The sequence below is a fragment of the Rhodococcus sp. NyZ502 genome (genome assembly GCF_041464245.1).
Classification (GTDB): domain Bacteria; phylum Actinomycetota; class Actinomycetes; order Mycobacteriales; family Mycobacteriaceae; genus Rhodococcus_F; species Rhodococcus_F qingshengii.
The window spans coordinates 2,731,287-2,747,348 of record NZ_CP167155.1; the positions used below are offsets into that span (position 1 = coordinate 2,731,287).

14 protein-coding genes and 1 tRNA gene are annotated in these 16,062 nt (G+C 62.1%); 4 read left to right on the plus strand and 11 right to left on the minus strand.

The annotated features are described in order from the left end of the window. Positions 1 to 12: 12 nt before the first annotated feature. From ACBG85_RS12760 to ACBG85_RS12770, 3 genes are read left to right on the plus strand one after another with little or no spacing between them, the layout of a single operon-like run. Positions 13 to 1,026 (plus strand): Fe2+-enterobactin ABC transporter substrate-binding protein, encoded by a 1,014-nt coding sequence (locus tag ACBG85_RS12760; protein ID WP_003942170.1) that lies wholly within the window; start codon positions 13 to 15, stop codon positions 1,024 to 1,026. Continuing rightward, the gene (gene entS / locus ACBG85_RS12765) at positions 1,023 to 2,324 is read left to right on the plus strand and encodes an enterobactin transporter EntS (RefSeq protein WP_007735127.1); all 1,302 of its coding nucleotides are present in this window, start codon (positions 1,023 to 1,025) and stop codon (positions 2,322 to 2,324) included. Before ACBG85_RS12760 ends, entS begins: the two co-directional genes overlap by 4 nt. Continuing rightward, entirely contained in the window at positions 2,321 to 3,166 is an 846-nt protein-coding gene (locus ACBG85_RS12770; protein WP_161120997.1) for a siderophore-interacting protein, read from the plus strand. Before entS ends, ACBG85_RS12770 begins: the two co-directional genes overlap by 4 nt. On the opposite strand, the gene ACBG85_RS12775 is transcribed toward ACBG85_RS12770, so the two are convergent. Next, positions 3,115 to 4,563, minus strand: coding sequence for an MFS transporter (locus ACBG85_RS12775; protein WP_372027644.1), 1,449 nt, complete (start codon positions 4,561 to 4,563; stop codon positions 3,115 to 3,117). The two genes, ACBG85_RS12770 and ACBG85_RS12775, sit on opposite strands and share 52 nt — an antisense overlap. Before the next feature lie 522 nt (positions 4,564 to 5,085). On the opposite strand from ACBG85_RS12775, the gene ACBG85_RS12780 reads away from it, so the two are divergent. Next, the gene (locus ACBG85_RS12780) at positions 5,086 to 5,499 is read left to right on the plus strand and encodes a hypothetical protein (protein ID WP_372027646.1); all 414 of its coding nucleotides are present in this window, start codon (positions 5,086 to 5,088) and stop codon (positions 5,497 to 5,499) included. Positions 5,500 to 5,583: 84 nt separating this feature from the next. On the opposite strand, the gene ACBG85_RS12785 is transcribed toward ACBG85_RS12780, so the two are convergent. From ACBG85_RS12785 to nuoL, 10 genes are all read right to left on the minus strand, one after another. Further along, positions 5,584 to 7,209: an ABC transporter permease gene (locus ACBG85_RS12785; protein WP_372027648.1), complete on the minus strand. Its 1,626-nt coding sequence runs from the start codon at positions 7,207 to 7,209 to the stop codon at positions 5,584 to 5,586. Beyond that, positions 7,206 to 7,997, minus strand: a complete 792-nt coding sequence (locus ACBG85_RS12790) for an ABC transporter ATP-binding protein (RefSeq protein WP_019748159.1) — start codon at positions 7,995 to 7,997, stop codon at positions 7,206 to 7,208. Before ACBG85_RS12790 ends, ACBG85_RS12785 begins: the two co-directional genes overlap by 4 nt. Before the next feature lie 120 nt (positions 7,998 to 8,117). Continuing rightward, a tRNA-Cys gene (locus ACBG85_RS12795) sits at positions 8,118 to 8,188 on the minus strand. 103 nt (positions 8,189 to 8,291) lie between these two features. Continuing rightward, positions 8,292 to 8,918, minus strand: a complete 627-nt coding sequence (locus ACBG85_RS12800) for a trans-aconitate 2-methyltransferase (RefSeq protein ID WP_372027650.1) — start codon at positions 8,916 to 8,918, stop codon at positions 8,292 to 8,294. A gap of 20 nt (positions 8,919 to 8,938) precedes the next feature. Continuing rightward, entirely contained in the window at positions 8,939 to 9,679 is a 741-nt protein-coding gene (locus tag ACBG85_RS12805; protein WP_372027652.1) for a hypothetical protein, read from the minus strand. Beyond that, positions 9,676 to 10,260, minus strand: a complete 585-nt coding sequence (locus tag ACBG85_RS12810; protein WP_003942139.1) for an RNA polymerase sigma factor — start codon at positions 10,258 to 10,260, stop codon at positions 9,676 to 9,678. The genes ACBG85_RS12805 and ACBG85_RS12810 overlap by 4 nt, the downstream gene beginning before the upstream one ends. Positions 10,261 to 10,290: 30 nt before the next feature. Then, positions 10,291 to 10,974, minus strand: a complete 684-nt coding sequence (locus tag ACBG85_RS12815) for a lysoplasmalogenase (protein ID WP_054781270.1) — start codon at positions 10,972 to 10,974, stop codon at positions 10,291 to 10,293. A gap of 4 nt (positions 10,975 to 10,978) precedes the next feature. After that, positions 10,979 to 12,574: an NADH-quinone oxidoreductase subunit NuoN gene (gene nuoN / locus ACBG85_RS12820; protein ID WP_003942161.1), complete on the minus strand. Its 1,596-nt coding sequence runs from the start codon at positions 12,572 to 12,574 to the stop codon at positions 10,979 to 10,981. Then, complete coding sequence (locus ACBG85_RS12825; protein ID WP_083057335.1) at positions 12,571 to 14,175, minus strand: NADH-quinone oxidoreductase subunit M; 1,605 nt, start codon at positions 14,173 to 14,175, stop codon at positions 12,571 to 12,573. Before ACBG85_RS12825 ends, nuoN begins: the two co-directional genes overlap by 4 nt. Beyond that, on the minus strand, positions 14,169 to 16,061 hold the full coding sequence (gene nuoL, locus ACBG85_RS12830; protein WP_372027657.1) for an NADH-quinone oxidoreductase subunit L: 1,893 nt from the start codon (positions 16,059 to 16,061) through the stop codon (positions 14,169 to 14,171). The genes ACBG85_RS12825 and nuoL overlap by 7 nt, the downstream gene beginning before the upstream one ends. Between the last annotated feature and the right edge of the window lies 1 nt (position 16,062).

Here is a 16,062-nt window from a genome sequence, read left to right on the forward strand (position 1 = left end):
GGGAGCTCAATGATGAAGTCCACACCGCCCCTCGCGATACGGAGTTGGCGACGTTTCGTCGCCATCGCAGGGTTGCTGATCGTCGCACTCGTGGCGATGATCGGTTGCAGTAGCGATTCGAACGACGAACCGACCAAGGCTGCAGAGCCCACGACCCGCGTGATCGAGACCGAGAAGGGCTCGGTCACCGTGCCCGCGTCGGCGGAGCGCATCGTGGTTCTGAGCGGCGGTCTCGCCGGATACCTGTACGCCCTGGACGCACCGGTGGTTGCCACCGATACCCGCGTCCTCGGTGTCACGAACCTCGACGGTGGATTCCCGCCGGCTTGGGCGGACGCCGCAAAGGCGCAGGGCACCAAGGAATTGCCGGCCGGCGAGCAGCTCAACATCGAAGCCGTCGCGGCGGCTGAGCCTGACCTGATCATCGGCGGTGGCCAGGGAATCACCTCTGTTCAGTCCGAGGAACTCTACGATCAGCTCACTGCTATCGCACCCACCGTCTTGGTCCCCAAGACGGTCGCCGCGTGGGACAAGCAGCTCGAAATCGTCGCCGACGCGGCGGGTCGTTCCGACCAGGTTCCGGCACTGATGAGCGCATACGAGGACAAGGTCAAAGAGGTCAAGGGCAAGATCAAGGTTCCCGAGGGAAACGTCGTCTACTTCCTCTCGGTCTCGAGCAACAAGCCGTACCTCGTTCCGCCGACGGCCGCGCTGCCCGCGATGCTCGCCGAGCTCGGTTTCAAGGCCGACGACGTCATGGCCAAGGCCGGCAACCCGCAGCTCTTCGGCTCGGGTGACTCGTTCGAGGTCAGCCCGGAACTGCTCTCACAGGTCGCCGATGCTCCTGTCGCCTTTGTGATTCCGGTGTCCGGTCGCCCGATGGCCGAACTTGCCACCGATCCGCTTTACTCGCAGTTGCCGTCCTTCAAGGCAGGCACGACGTTCGAGCTCCCCGCCAGCAGCTACCGTCCTGACTACGACGGCGCAATGGCTACCCTCGACCTGATCGGCCAGACCTTCGCATGACTCGATTCGGTGGGCTGGTGATCGATGTTTCACCCTTGCGGACCAGCCGTCCCTTCAGGTACGCCTTTTCCGCGCGATTGATCTCGCTGCTCGGGATCGGACTGCTCGTCGTAGCCGTCCCCGCGCAGACGTACCAGCTCACCGGCTCGACCTTGCAGGTTGCCGGAGTGTCCACGGCGATGGCCATCGCCATGTTCTTCGGCAGCCTGTTCGGCGGCGTGCTCGCTGACCGTTACGATCGGCGACGCACCATCCAGTTGGCCCGCAGTGCTGCGGGTCTCGGCTTTGTCATTCTCGGGTGCAATGCGCTCTTGCCACACCCGTCGATGTGGGTCATCTACGTCGCGGCAGCTGTCGACGGCTTGGCCGGCGGTGTCAGCAGCTCGGCCTTGATGGCTTTGATGCCGACGTTGTTGCCGCGCAACAAGATGGCTGCGGCCGGCGCTTTGGTAGCGCTGACCACCGACATCGGGACGATGATCTCGCCGGCAATCGCCGGCGTGATCATCGCCTCCGGCGGCATTCCCGCGACATACTTTGTTGCTGCGGTGGCCACCGCAGCAACTGTCACGTTGTTCCAAGCCATCGGCCCTTCTCCTGCACCGGGCACGAATCACGAAAGCCCGATGCGCGCGCTGGTGACCGGCGTGAAATTCGCCGGCACGCACACAGTCATTCGCGGCATCCTGATCAGCGGTCTGTTGGTCATGTTCGTCAGCGGGCCGATGGTGTTGCTGCCTGCCTTCGTCGACCAGGTCCTCGGCGGCGGACCCACCATGCTCGGTCTGCTCTACGGCGCCCCCGCTGTCGGCGCTGTGGTCGGTTCCCTCACCAGCGGTTGGACCGGACGAGTCCACCGCAACGGCGCCGCGATGTTGATCTCTGTTGCGCTGATGCCTCTCGGCCTGGTGGTACTGGGTGCGTCGGGAGCAGCGATTGTCGCGTTCCTGGGCCTGGCCGGATTCGGCCTCGGCCGCGCACTCAACGACATTCTGAGATTTGCAGTCCTTCAACAGAACACTCCGGACGAATTGCGCGGACGCGTGTCCAGTCTGTGGATGGTGCAAGCCGTCACGGGTACGGCGATCGGTTCGATGGCAGCCGGGTTCCTCGGGCAGTGGCTCGAGCCTGGCGCCGCGCTACTGGTCTTGGGGCTCGCCGGTGTGACACTGGGCCTGGTTCTCCTGGCAGCATTGGGTTCGGTGCGCCGGGTAACTTCGGAGATCAACGAAGTCGATCTCTCCGAAAACACTGTGCCGGTGGGGAATGCTCCGCCGGAAAAGGAAGGTAGTTCATGAACCGAGGAGACCACCTCGCGACCATCGCCGAAGTTCTGGCGGGGACCACCGGCGCAAAAGTGCCGTACCCCATCGGCATTCGCGAACTCGAAGTTGTTCGCAGCGAAATGGTCGGGACCGGACTGTTGCGTCTGACCTTGGGTGGACCGGAGTTGGCGGGCTTCGAATCGCACGCTCCCGACGAGCATGTTCGCCTGGTCTACCCGGATGCAGACGGAACTTTACGTCTACCCGAACGCGACGGATTCAGCCTGAAGTGGCCTCGTCCATTGCCGATCTCGCGTGAGTACACCGTCCGTCGATACGACGCCGAGGCGGGGGAGCTGGACCTCGACTTCGCGCTCCACGAAGGTGGGTACGCCTCTGATTGGGCTCAGGCGGCCACCGTCGGCACTCGGGTGCACGTGGCAGGTCCGCCCGGTGGCGTCGTGGTTCCGTGGACGTACGACCGCTATCTGCTGGCCGGTGACATCACCGCCCTTCCTGCCATTGCTCGTTGGCTCGAGATGATGCCCGCTGCTGCCGCCGGGTGGGTGTTCGTCGAGATCACCGACCCCTCACAGGAAATCGAACTCGCTGTTCCGGAAGGCGTCGAGGTGCGATGGCTGCACCGCGGTGACGTCCCAGCCGGTCACTCGGATCTGCTCGAACAGGCAGTACGGACGGTCACCGTGCCCGAAGGTGAGCGCCTCTACGCCTGGATCTCCGGTGAGGCCACCAGTCTCAAGCCGATTCGCAGATTCGTGCGCGACGAACTCGGCCTGAGTTCGGGCGACCACCTGATCACGGGCTACTGGAAGCGCGGAGTCGCAGACTTCGACGAGGACGAGGACGACCACTGAACATCGGTTGATGCCGGTTTCGGCATCGTCACCGCGACAACGAGTCCGACAATCGCAACGATTGCCGCCACTCCGAAAGCTGTGGCGAATGCCGAGTGCTGGGGAAGGCCGCCGGATGAAGTCGCGCTCGCGATGATCCCGGCGGCAATTTGGGTTCCCACAGCAGAACCCAGCGATCTGGCGATCGTGACTATTGCCGTCGTGACACCTACGCGGTCTGCCGGTGCGCTGTCGGCGGAGATGACGAACACTGCCGTCGACGCGGCGGCAACGCCGGTACCCGCAAGGATCAGCACCACAACGATCTGCCACATCGTTGTTGCAAAGACCCCGACGGCGCCGCTCAGGCCGAGGAAGGCAACTCCCGCCACCGCAATGGCTTTCGGGCCGACCCGTTGTGCGAGCTTTCCGGAGATCACCGACGCGATGACCGCTGCGCCGTAGCCGACGCACAGCAGGAAGCCGATGGCGCTGGTCGACGCACCGCGGCCGAATCCGCTCTCTGCCGGCACGGCGAGTTGTTGCGGAAGTAGATAGACAACAGCGCCGTAGGTGAACCCGAAAACCACGCCGACGACCACGGCGCTCCACATCGAACGATGCCGCATCATCGTCAGGTCGACCATCGGCTCGGTTGTCCGGCTCTGATACCTGGCCCAGATCGCGAACACGGCAGCGGAAGCGAGAAGCAGCAGCATCGACGTCGGTGCGCCCCACCCGTTGCTCGATGCGCTCGCCAGCCACGCCGTCAGCGTCAACAATCCCAGAGCCAATCCGCCCGCTCCCGGCCAATCGAGTCGGCCGCCGACGTTCGACATGTGATCTCGTGGTGTGCTCACGGCAAAAGTAATTGCGCCGAGCAAAACGAACGCGGTCGGAACTGCATACATCGCGGTGCGTGAGACGTTTTCCGCGACGGGCCCGGACAATACGACTCCCAGAGCGCCGCCGGCCACTACAACAGCCCCGAGCAAACCCGTGGCCGTCTTCAGTCGGTCCGAGGACAAAGTGCGTCGTAGGACCACGAAGCTCACGGGAAGCAACCCGATTCCGAATCCCTGGAGAAATTGGCCGAGGACGAACAGCGGGAAGATCTTTGCGAGAGCGGACACGCTGCCGCCCAGGACAACGATTGTCGTGATCGCGAGCAAGGTGGGGCGGGCGCCGTACACGTCGGCTATTCGCCCGGCCATCGGCGTGACGAGGACAGTGCTCAACGTCAGAGCGACGGATGCGAGCGCTCCGACGTCGGCCGTCACTCCGAAGTCTCTCTGTATCAGGGGGAGTGCGGGGACGATGATGCTTTCGAGCGCGGCCACGGCAGCGATCAGCAGGGTCAGGCTTGCGATAGTTGCTACCGGTCGCGGCTGATTGCCGAAGACGCTCTCTGTGGTCATCGTGCTCTCTTTCGATCGGGGAGTGAGGAGCTTATGGACGCGACGAAACGCCGCCCCTCCAAGAGCCCGGAAGGGTTGTGGCACTGGATATATCGGGCTGTCAAGTAGACCGTCTCTTTATTTCGTTACGCGTACCGTTATTGTGGAGAAATGTAATTGGATTCAGCGCACAAAGCAAGAGTCGGATGGGGTGGAAATGGTGTCATGTATCGCCAGATCGCAACGGGCAGACTTTTGCTGCCACCGTCGGTCGGTGTCAGGTGATGTGACGATGGGGCTCATTTCTCGATGAGCATGACGCTGGTCACCAAAATGCTTCTCCGAGCAGGGAGTTCATCTGCCGGACACATCCAAGGTCCCCGTTTGAATGCCGGGTTTGTTAGCTTTCTGCCTGTGACGCGACGTCACGGAAAGTTCACGAATCACGGAGGATCATCATGGGTTCTATTTCAACGATCATCGGAATCTTCGAGCTCTACAAGCTTCTCGAGCCGCTGCTGAGCTCGCTGAGCTGATTCAGGTGTGATTTCGCTGTTGAGCCGGGGCGCCGAGGGACTCGGCTCGACAGCGGATCTCGAGGATCCGGCGCGATCAGGACCCGTGGAACGGATGTCGGCACCGGCAGAATTCCATCGCTCCGGTGTAGTGGTCCATCACCAGGATTTCTGCACACCGAGCGGGCTGCGGTGCGAACCTGAGGCAGCGCTCGATCCAGCCGCGCTCCAGCGAAGGGGCGGGGTGCGCGCAGTTCCCGCATCGGCCGGGACGTTCGGCGACACGTACGGAACCGTGGTGTTCCGGGGACATGCCAAACATCTTGGTGGTGCGATGTTTCCAGGGCAATGGTTCGGCTCGAGCGGAAGCTATGTCACGAAAGCCCGGCGGCGATATGCGAGGACCGAACCCGTTGAGCTGCGCTACCTGGATCCCGGATAATCCGATTGCCCAGACTGAGTTTTTTGGTGCAAGTTGCGGCTACTGCGCTGACGCCCAGAAATTCTCGGACTATCTGGGCAACGATCATGCGGTGGTAACCGCGAACAGAATCCGATCCGGCTCGCGTTGCATACGGGTGATCGCGACGCGGCCCCCGATCCAAGCACCAAGTGCACCAATCGCAACAGCGACAGGGATGGCGGAATAGTTCACCGGATTCGGTAGCAGCGCCCCGAGTAGCACGCCGGGCGCCGTTGTCGCGGCGAAGATGACGATGGCGAGAATGATCAGTCCGAAGGACGAGCCGTTGAAGGATCCGCGGGTGTTGAGGGAGAACGACTTCTTCATCTCCGGGACCGGGTAGGGGGCTTTGGCGGATATCGCTACTGCCAGTCCTGCACCGACTCCCATCATCGAAATGCCGACGGCGAGCGGCACGGCCAGTCGGTCGGTCCCGAGGTCCCCGAAGATCCGTACAGCAGCTGTTGCGACGACCACGAAGGGTGTCATCACGATCGCCCACGCGAGTTGTCGGCCCCGGACGTCAGCGGCAGCGGCTTCGGGGATCATCACCAGATGCCAGATCGATGCGCCGTCGAATCCGTACAGATTCGATCCGGCTGCCATTGCCAGGTAGATCAGGAACCAGGCACCCCATGCGGCGGAGAAGGGGATCGATGACGAGATCAGCGGTCCGAAGCCGGAGACCAAGGTCATGATGGCAACGGAGAGCAGTTGTGTTCGTCGGCGCATGTCTCCGTGCCAGAGCGAAAGCTCGCGAGAGATGACGGTGCCCAGTCGGGATGCGCGCCAACCGGTTCGAATGTCGCGGCCCTGGTTCTTCAATTGCACGGAAGTGGCGCCCGCTGATTCTGCGACCTTCCCGTTGAAGTAGCGAACGACCAGGCGTTGCCATGACCACAGCAGTGCGAGATCGACCAGCACCAGGGCGAGGACTGCTCCGGCGGCGAGGAGCCAGGCGCCTCCTGCTGCTGCGTCGACACTGGTGATTCCCCACGCGAACGGGATCGAATGCGCGACCGTGAGCGGCCACGTGACGTCGCCGTCCACGACCGTGCCGAGGCGACTCTGCAGCGGAAATTGCAGCAGATACAGTCCGCCGAAGAACGTGCCGAATGCCAACAGTCCCAGTTCGCGGCTGCGACGACTCCGCAGGAGCTGCGACATCGCCAGCATCGCGACCCGTGAGGTGCCGACAATGAGCAGGACCGTTGCGGGCCAAGCGATAATGGCCAGTGGCAGTGCGGCAGGGTGGTGTGTAGCGGCATAAATTGGAATCGCTGCTGCAGCCAACGCGGTAATCGGCACGGTCATACCGACCAGCGACGTCGAGAACAGTGCTCTGGCGAGTCGGACGGGTTCCAGGGGGAGTAGTTGGAAATGTCTGGGGTGAAGATTGTCATCTGACAGACCAGACATGATCGGCATCAAGATCCACATCACGGCGATAGCCGAAAGTGCGAGACTGGTTGTGCCGCTGACGAGATCGGGAGAAACACCGTTCTTTCCCGAAGCTCGTAGGCACAGTAGCGCTGCCCCCAGAACCCCGAACAACGCTGCAATGACCTTGATTACAGCTCTTCCACCGGTGAACTGACGTTTGTAGAGGGTCATGCGCATGCGGAGAACAGTGCGCCACACAGAGACCGACGGGTTCCAGCGTGTCGGTGAAAAGCTGGTGGTGGTCATGCGCGCATCCATGACAGTCCGTCGGGATTGGGACTGCGGCTACCGACAAGGCGAACGAATGCCTCGTCGAGAGTGTTGCCTGCGCGCACCTCGTCGACCGTTCCTGAAGCCACGACGCGACCGTCTGCGATGACTCCGATGTGAGTACACAGTTGTTCGACAAGGGCCATCACGTGACTGGAAAGAATGACCGAGCCACCTGAGTGGACGAACGAGAGCAGAATGCTCCGAATTCCGGCCGAAGAAATGGGGTCGACAGCTTCGAACGGCTCATCCAGTACCAGTAAGCGAGGGCCGTGCAACAAGGCCGAGGCCAACCCGATTTTCTTCGTCATGCCCGCTGAATAATCGGCGATGACCGTTCCACCTGCATCGGCGAGATCGAGCGCGGCCAACAGTTCGTCGCGTCGTGACGCGATGACGTCCTCTGGCATACCGCGCAGTCGCCCGAAATAGGTGAGTAGTTCATGACCGGTGAACTGGGCGGGTAGCGCCAGACCGTCGGGTAGGACGCCGAGCAGACTCTTCGCTGCCACAGGGTCGTTCCACACGTCGTAGCCGTACACCAGGCTGCGACCGTAATGCGGGCGAAGCAATCCGACAGCCATCGACAATGTGGTCGTTTTTCCCGCACCATTCGGGCCCACCAGACCGAACAACGAACCTGAGGGCACCGCAAGAGAAAGGTCGTTCACAGCAACTTTCGCGCCGAACGCCATGCAGAGGTGTTCCACTTGCAAAGCCATCGGTCCGGGAGGTAACTGTCCTGTCTCGGGGAGAGGGTGCATCGATCGAGGGTAACTGTCCGGAGCCATGTGCGCGGAGACGGAGCGGAGCGATGCAGGTTGCGTGCACCGAATGTCATTCCTAGGTGGGGGTTGCGACATGAGTCGCTGGTTCGCAAGGGGAGCGGATGGCAGGAGTCGAACCTGCGTGGACGGTTTTGCAGACCGCTGCCTTGCCGCTCGGCCACACCCGCATTGATCCAATTATGTTCGTAGTGAACAACAGTCGCCACCATTGTGATCAGGGTGAGTTGATCGCCGTGTGACGGATCGCAGGGAGTGCGGGGAAGTGCCGGGTCAGGCGCGGGAGAACACCGCGACCAGGAATTCGGAATCCTCCTTGAACGGGCGAAGATCCCACGTGGAGAGCAGCAGATCAGCCTCGAGGCCACTCGCGGTCGCGTCGGCGAGAAACTCGGGGAACTCGTAGCCACGGCCGGCACCGAATCCGATGACTACTCGGCCGCTCGGAGCGAGATGACGAGCGAATCCCGCCAGTACTGCTTGCCTGGTGGACGGGGCGAGAAACGCCATCACGTTGCCTGCCGACACGATGACGTCGAAATCTGCCTCGACACCGCGGGCCGGCAGATCGAGTTCGGCGAGATCGCCGACAAGCCACGTAGGGCCGGGATGGTCCTCCTCCGCGGCAGCGATGAGGACCGGGTCGACATCGACTCCGACAACCACATGCCCGACGTCGTGCAGATAACCGCCGAGTCGGCCAGGCCCGCACCCTGCATCGAGAACCCGGCCACCGCGTCCGAGCATCGCGTCGATCAAACGTGCTTCCCCGACAATGTCCTTGCCGTCCGCTCTCATGGAACGGAAACGCTCGACATATCGTGTGGAATGCGTCGAGTCGGCTGCAGTGATCTCTTCCCACTGGCTGGGGATGCGCTCGTTCGGGGCGTGTGCAGTCATCTTTCGAGGGTACCGACAGCTCACCGGGTGCCGACGACCGTCCCGTCTGCGGCATATCCGACGAGGGTTGGACGAGGGGACGTGAGCGACAGGGGAATCCATCCGTAGAAGCGGTCTTCGGCAAGAATTGTCGGATAGATCTGGCCGTCTGCGGTGTGAAGTTCGGCTCGGACAGCACCTCCCGCCCCTGCGTCGTAGGTTGCCTCGTGTGGACCGGCAACCATGATGCCGGCTCCGCCTCCTAGTGCGAATGGTGACGCTTCCTCCGGGTACATATCGGGATCCGCAGCAGGAAAGCAACTGTCTCCAAGGTGGCTGAAATCGGAGGGTGCTCGCTGATCGAGATCTTCGGCGGACTCGAAGATCGGGGCGACGCACCTCCAGCCATTGGCGCCGTGGGCGACAAAGACGCTGAACAAGGTTCCGTCAGGTCCGGGAATGGACCCGACCCGCTCGGCGGTGGACGGATCTATTCCGCCGTTGGTTCCCGGCATCGTCTGCCAACCCGAGTACATGTCGGTGAACGCTTTCGGCATCATCCCCGTGGCAGCGGCGCAGCCCACCACCACTGCTGCGCAGATCGCCGCGACGAGAACGATGGCACCGACGCGACGGCGTGGAGCTTTGGTTGCCCCAATGTTGTTTTCGGTAGCCATGATTCGGATTCGTGCGGCATCTTGGACGTTCTCGGGCCAGAGTTCGGCGGAAACCGTATCGCTCGGCCGCAGCTTCTCGAGCGTGGTCAGCAGATCTTTGCTCATGGGGTACTCCCGTGTTCGGCGGCAGCGCAAGGTCGGGCGGTGTTCATCGGGATTACGGTGACGGACTCTGAAGTCAACCCGGCGCGCAATCGACGCCGAGCGCGAAAGAGACGAACATGCATGGCCGGAACCGAACACCCAGCGACCCGCGCGGCTTCGGTGGCGGTCAACCCGTCCCAGGCAGTCAGGAGCAGGGCTTCACGTTCGGTGACGGTGAGTGTTGCCAGTGCTTCGAGCAGTTCCGTGCGTTCGGTGACAGTGACGTCGGCGCCCGGCGTCGATGCCGCAATCTGCTCGATGCGTCCCATCTTCTCGGTGAGCGCGTCAAGGCGCCGAACGCTGCGACGGTTGTTGTTCACGGTGTTTCGAGCCACCACCAACAGCCATGGAAGTGCCTGCTCGGGCACTTCGTCCAAGCGTCGCCAGGCAACGAGGAACGTCTCGGAGACAACCTCCTGCGCGCTGTGATGATCAACGTGGCGACAGGTATACGCGAACACCCGACCGGCGTAGGCGTCCCACAGGGCGGTGAACCGCTCTTCGCCGCTCGGCGGCGGTTGTTCCTCGGATTTCGGGGTCATATGAAGAGATGTCCGGCTGGTTGCTGATCCTTACAGCCTCTGAGCTAATGGACGGTTTGGCGTCTTACTCCGGCCGAGAACTCCCACTGTCAGAAGCAACAGAGCGAGGATGTACAGCGTCATGATCCAGATGCCCGCAGCGGCGGGCTGCCACTTGTTCGCCTGGCCGAGCAGGATGAGGGCGTCAGAGGTGAGGAACAGCGCGCCGCCGATACCGGTGATCGAGTTGTACGTCAGTGCGGTTGATGCGGTTCCCACCAGTATTGCGGCGTACACGGGGACGGCAATTCGAAGTTCAGGTTCGAGACCGGTCCAGGTGTACGACACAAGAGCGATCCCAGCGACGGTGTAAGCGCACAGAAACCATGGCCGCCTTCGTATCTCCCGAAGCGCGCCGTGTGAGAGAAAGAATCGGATGAAGCAGAGGTGACCGATCGCGAAGGCTGCCATCCCGATGACAAACGTGGTTTCCCAGATCAGGAACAAATCTCCGAAAGCACAGGCAATCAGCGCAGCAGCAACAATTCGAGGTCCGCGTCGGGCGACAACCCAGGCAGCCAGAATCGGAGCGAGCATGACCTTGGTGATCCCGTCCCAGGGCGCAGCATCAGCGGCATTGAGGATCAGATGGACAATCGCTACCGCTGAAAACCCCACGAACCATGGCGACCGGATGGTGCTCGGCAGTCCGGCGTCGCAATCAGATTCACGCATCGGCTCAGTGTAGGAAGTCCGCTGCACGCTCGGCGAGGTCGAGCGCCGGCTGGGGGAGTATGCCGAGGATGAGCGTGACACCGGCGCCGAGGCCGATCACACTGCTGGTCAGTGCACTCGGTACCACGACGGTCGGAGCGTCTGCGGCCGATTCGGTGAAGAACATCAACACGATCACTCGCACGTAGAAGTACGCGGCGATCGCGCTGCACAGGACGCCGACGATCACGAGAGGTGCGGCCCCGCCCTCGGCTGCCGCGCTGAACACCGCGAACTTTCCGATGAACCCACTGGTCAACGGGATCCCGGCGAAAGCCAACAGGAACAGTGCAAACACAACTCCGACCAGCGGTGAGCGCCGGCCCAATCCGGCCCAGCGCGAGAGCGTCGCGACCTCACCGTCTGCGTCCCGAACCAGACTCACGACGGCGAACGCGCCCACGGTGCTGAATCCGTAGGCCAGAAGGTAGAACATCGCCGAGGCCAGGCCGGCATCCGAATCCGCAACCACAGCGGTCAGAATGAATCCGGTGTGCGCGATGGCCGAATACGCGAGCATCCGCTTCATATCGGTTTGCGTAACAGCGACGATCGATCCGACAACCATCGTGAGAATCGCGACTGCCCACATCAGTGGACGCCAGTTCACGTACTCGTTGGGCAGAGCCACATAGAAGACACGAAGGATGGCACCGAATGCGGCGATCTTGGTCGCGGTAGCCATGAAACTGGTGATCGGCGTCGGCGCCCCTTGATAGACATCGGGAATCCACGAATGGAACGGCACGGCACCGACTTTGAACAGTAATCCCACGGCCACGAGTGCTGTCCCGAGCCACAGGAAGGCATCGGTACCCGACCCGCTGCGTGCTGCGTCGGCGATACCGGAGAGCGTGACCGTCCCGGCATAGCCGTACAGCAATGCGATTCCGAAAACGAAGAACGCCGACGAAAATGCCCCGAGCAGAAAGTACTTGAGCGCAGCTTCCTGGGAGAGCAGGCGACGTCGGCGTGCCAGACCACACAGGAGATACAGAGGCAGTGAGAACACTTCGAGCGCAACGAACATCGTCAGCAGATCGTTGGACGCGGGAAAGAGGAGCATGCCGCCGACAGCGAAGAGGGTGAGCGGAAAGACCTCGGTCTGGGCGATACCGACCTTGACCGCTTCTTGTTCCGCAACACTTCCGGGGACGCTCGACGCTTGAGGGGTGAAACCGCCGAGCGCGTCGTGTTGCGCGATCACCTCGGCGGTGTTGCCCGAGCCTCGCTCGGCGATCAGCAGTACTGCGGGGATCGACACGAGAAGGATCGTGGCCTGCAGGAAAAGGGTCGGACCGTCGACCGCTACAGAACCCATCATCGCCGTCGACCGCGTGCCGGCGAGCAGAAGCACTGCCACGAATGCGGCCGCCAAGCCTGCGACACCGAGGACGAGTTGCACGGGGTATCGAAAACGCCGGGGTGCAAATGCCTCGATGAGTACGCCCACAACCGCAACACCGAACACGATCAACATTGGCGAGAGCAAGCTGTATTCGACACTGGGTGACGCCGTGCCGGCTGAGCCGAGGATGGTCACGTCGTTGAAGGAACTCATTTGTGGGCACCTCCTTCGTGGTCGGCGACGAGCGGGGTCGGAGCCTCGTCGACGACCGTATGGCTCACTGCAGGAGTGATGACGTCCAAGGCAGGCTTGGGGTAGATGCCGAGAAGCAACAGGAGTGCGATCAGAGGGGCGACCACCACGAGTTCGCGTCGAGCGAGGTCGCGGATCGTTCCCTGCTCTTCCTTCACAGGTCCGCCCATCATGCGCTGGTAGAGCCAGAGTATGTAGATCGCGGACAGGACAAGCGCGGCAGTCGCCGCGATAGCGGCCACGTGGTATCGCGAGTACGTCCCGATCAGCACCAGGAACTCACTGACGAACGGCGCGAGACCCGGCAGCGACAGCGTTGCCAACCCCGCAACGAGGAATGTGCAGGCAAGTACGGGTGCAACTTTCTGGACGCCGCCGTACGCCGCGATCGATCGAGTACCTCGCTGCGAGACGAGGAATCCCGCAATCAAGAACAGAGCCGCAGTGGAGACTCCGTGATTGACCATGTACAGCGCGGAACCCGCCTGGCTCTGGCTGGTCATCGCGAAGATTCCGAGAATGATGAAGCCGAAGTGCGAAATCGACGTGTAGGCGATCAGTCTCATGACGTCTGTTTGCGCGATCGCCAGTATTGCGCCGTAGACGATCCCGATAACGGCGAGCGTGATGATCCACGGTGCAAAGGTCGACGACGACTCCGGGAACAGTTGCAGGCAGTAGCGAATCATCGCGAACGTGCCCACCTTGTCCACGACCGCCATCATCAACACTGCTGTCGACGGAGTCGATTCCACCGCGGAGTCCGGCAACCAACTGTGCAGCGGCCAGAGCGGTGCTTTCACCGCGAACGCGAACATGAATCCGAGGAACAAGGCGTTGAGCACCCCGGGTCCAACACCGAGTTCACCGCTGTTTGCCGCTGAGGCGATCGCCCGGAAGTCGAAAGTGCCGCTGGCGAAGGGACTCTCGTCGCGCGTGGTGACCACATACAGGCCGATGACTGCAGCGAGCATGACCAGGCCGCCGAGGAGGTTGTAGAGCAGAAACTTCACGGCTGCGCGAGATCTGCCCACTCCGCCGAACCCGCCGATGAGGAAATACATCGGTATCAGCATTGCCTCGAAGAAAATGTAGAACAAGAGAATGTCCAAGGCGCTGAACGAAATCATCACCATGGACTCGACAACAAGGATCAGCGCGAAATAGGTGTGCGGCATTCTCTTGGGTGATGCCGGGTCTGCCGGGACGTCGTTCCAGCCCGCGATCAGTAGTAATGGCACCAGCACTGCGGTGAGAAGAACCAGAACGAGTGCGATCCCGTCGAGTCCGAGTGTGTAGCTGGTGCCGAAAGCCGGTATCCAGCTGTGGCTTTCGACAAATTGAAATTGTTCGCCGCCGCGGTCGAACGCAACTCCGAGAACGGCGGCGACCACCAGGACTGCCACGGACACAGCCAATGCGAGATACTTCGCAAATTGGTACGACCGTGCCGGCAGAGCGAGGACAACACCCGCTCCGATGAGCGGAAGCAACCAGAGCACCGTCAGCGCGGGGAAGCCGGTATTGGTCACAGAGTCGCTCACCGCCGCTTCGATCACCACAGTGTCACCGCCATCATTGTCGCGACCACGAGTGTTGCTCCGACAAACATCACCAGCGCGTACGAGCGAACAAACCCGGTCTGTAGCTTCCGCGTGAGCGCGGACAGCCCGGTGACGACCACCGCAAAGCTGCCCACGACGCCGCCTATTCCCTTGGTGTCGAACACTTCCAACGACTTGGTGAGTTGTTGTCCGGGCTTCATGAACACCGTCTCGTTGAAGGCGTCACCGTACAGATCGCGGCGAGCCGCACCGGTCAACGGTGAAACCGGAGTCGGTGCCACAAGTGGAATCTCCCGGGTGGCGTACTCGCGATACGCAATCGCGACGCCGGCGGCAACTGCGAGCAGCGCCAGCGCGGTGATCGACCATGCGGGTATCTGCGGTTCGACGTGATGTGAGCCGACAACCGGTTCGAGCCAGTTCTGCAAGCTGGACCCGATGGTCAGGAGCATCCCGGCGCCGACGGACCCCACCGCCAGGATGATCATCGGAGACGTCATCACCGCCGGAGATTCGTGAGGTTTCTGGTTCTCCCAGCGGGCCTTCCCGAAGAAGGTCATCAGCATCACGCGGCTCATGTAGAAGGCAGTGAGGGCCGCACCCAACAGGGTGACGATGCCCAGCACAACACCCTTGACGCCACCCTCGCCGATCGCAACCTCGATGATCTTGTCCTTGGAGAAGAACCCGGCAAACGGCGGAACACCGATGATGGCAAGGTATCCGAGCCCGAACGTGACAAAAGTCAGTGGCATGAACGCTCGGAGTCCGCCGTAGCGCCGCATGTCGGTTTCGTCGTTCATCGCGTGCATCACCGAACCCGCACCGAGGAACAGGCCTGCCTTGAAGAATCCGTGGGTGATCAGATGAAGGATTGCGAAGGCGTATCCAGCTGGTCCGAGACCCGCTGCCAGGACCATGTATCCGATCTGACTCATGGTCGATGCGGCGAGCGCTTTCTTGATGTCGTCCTTCGCGCAGCCGATGATCGCACCGAACAGCAGCGTCACGGCACCGACGATGACAACCACGAGCTGAGCGTCGGGTGCGAGATCGAAGATCGGATTGGAGCGCACGATCAGGTAGACGCCGGCCGTGACCATCGTGGCCGCGTGAATCAGAGCCGAGACGGGGGTGGGGCCCTCCATCGCGTCGCCGAGCCACGACTGCAGTGGCACCTGCGCCGACTTCGCGCATGCAGCGAGGAGGAGCATCAGGCCGAGCGCCGTCAGGACACCTTCGCTTGCACCAGACGCGTCGGCGAAGACGCTGCTGAACGAGAGCGAGCCGAACGTGCTGAACATCAACATCATCGCGATCATCAATCCGATGTCGCCCACCCGATTGACGACAAAAGCCTTCTTGGCAGCGGTCGCCGCCGACGGCTTGTGCTGCCAGAAACCGATCAGCAGGTACGACGCCAAACCGACGCCTTCCCAGCCGACGTAGAGCCCGAGGAAGTTGTCGGCGAGCACGAGGAGCAGCATCGCAGCGAGGAAGAGATTGAGGTAGGCGAAGAACTTACGACGCTCGGGGTCGTGCGCCATGTAGCCGACCGAGTAGATGTGGATCAGCGAACCTACACCGGTGATGAGCAGGACGAAACACATCGACAGTTGATCAAGCTGCAGTCCGAACTCGACCTGAAGACTGTCGACCGGGACCCAACTGAACAGGTGCTCGGTGACGGTGCGGTCGGCGGTGTCGCGGCCGAGCATGGCGATGAAAGACACCACTGCGACGACAAACGACGCGAGTGTCATGACGCGGGCGAATAGGTGGCCCCACGCGTTCGTGCGACGACCCGCCAGCAACAGGACAGCGGCGCCGCACAGGGGCAGGGCGGGGAGCAACCAGATGGCGGACGTGATTCCTCCTGACATG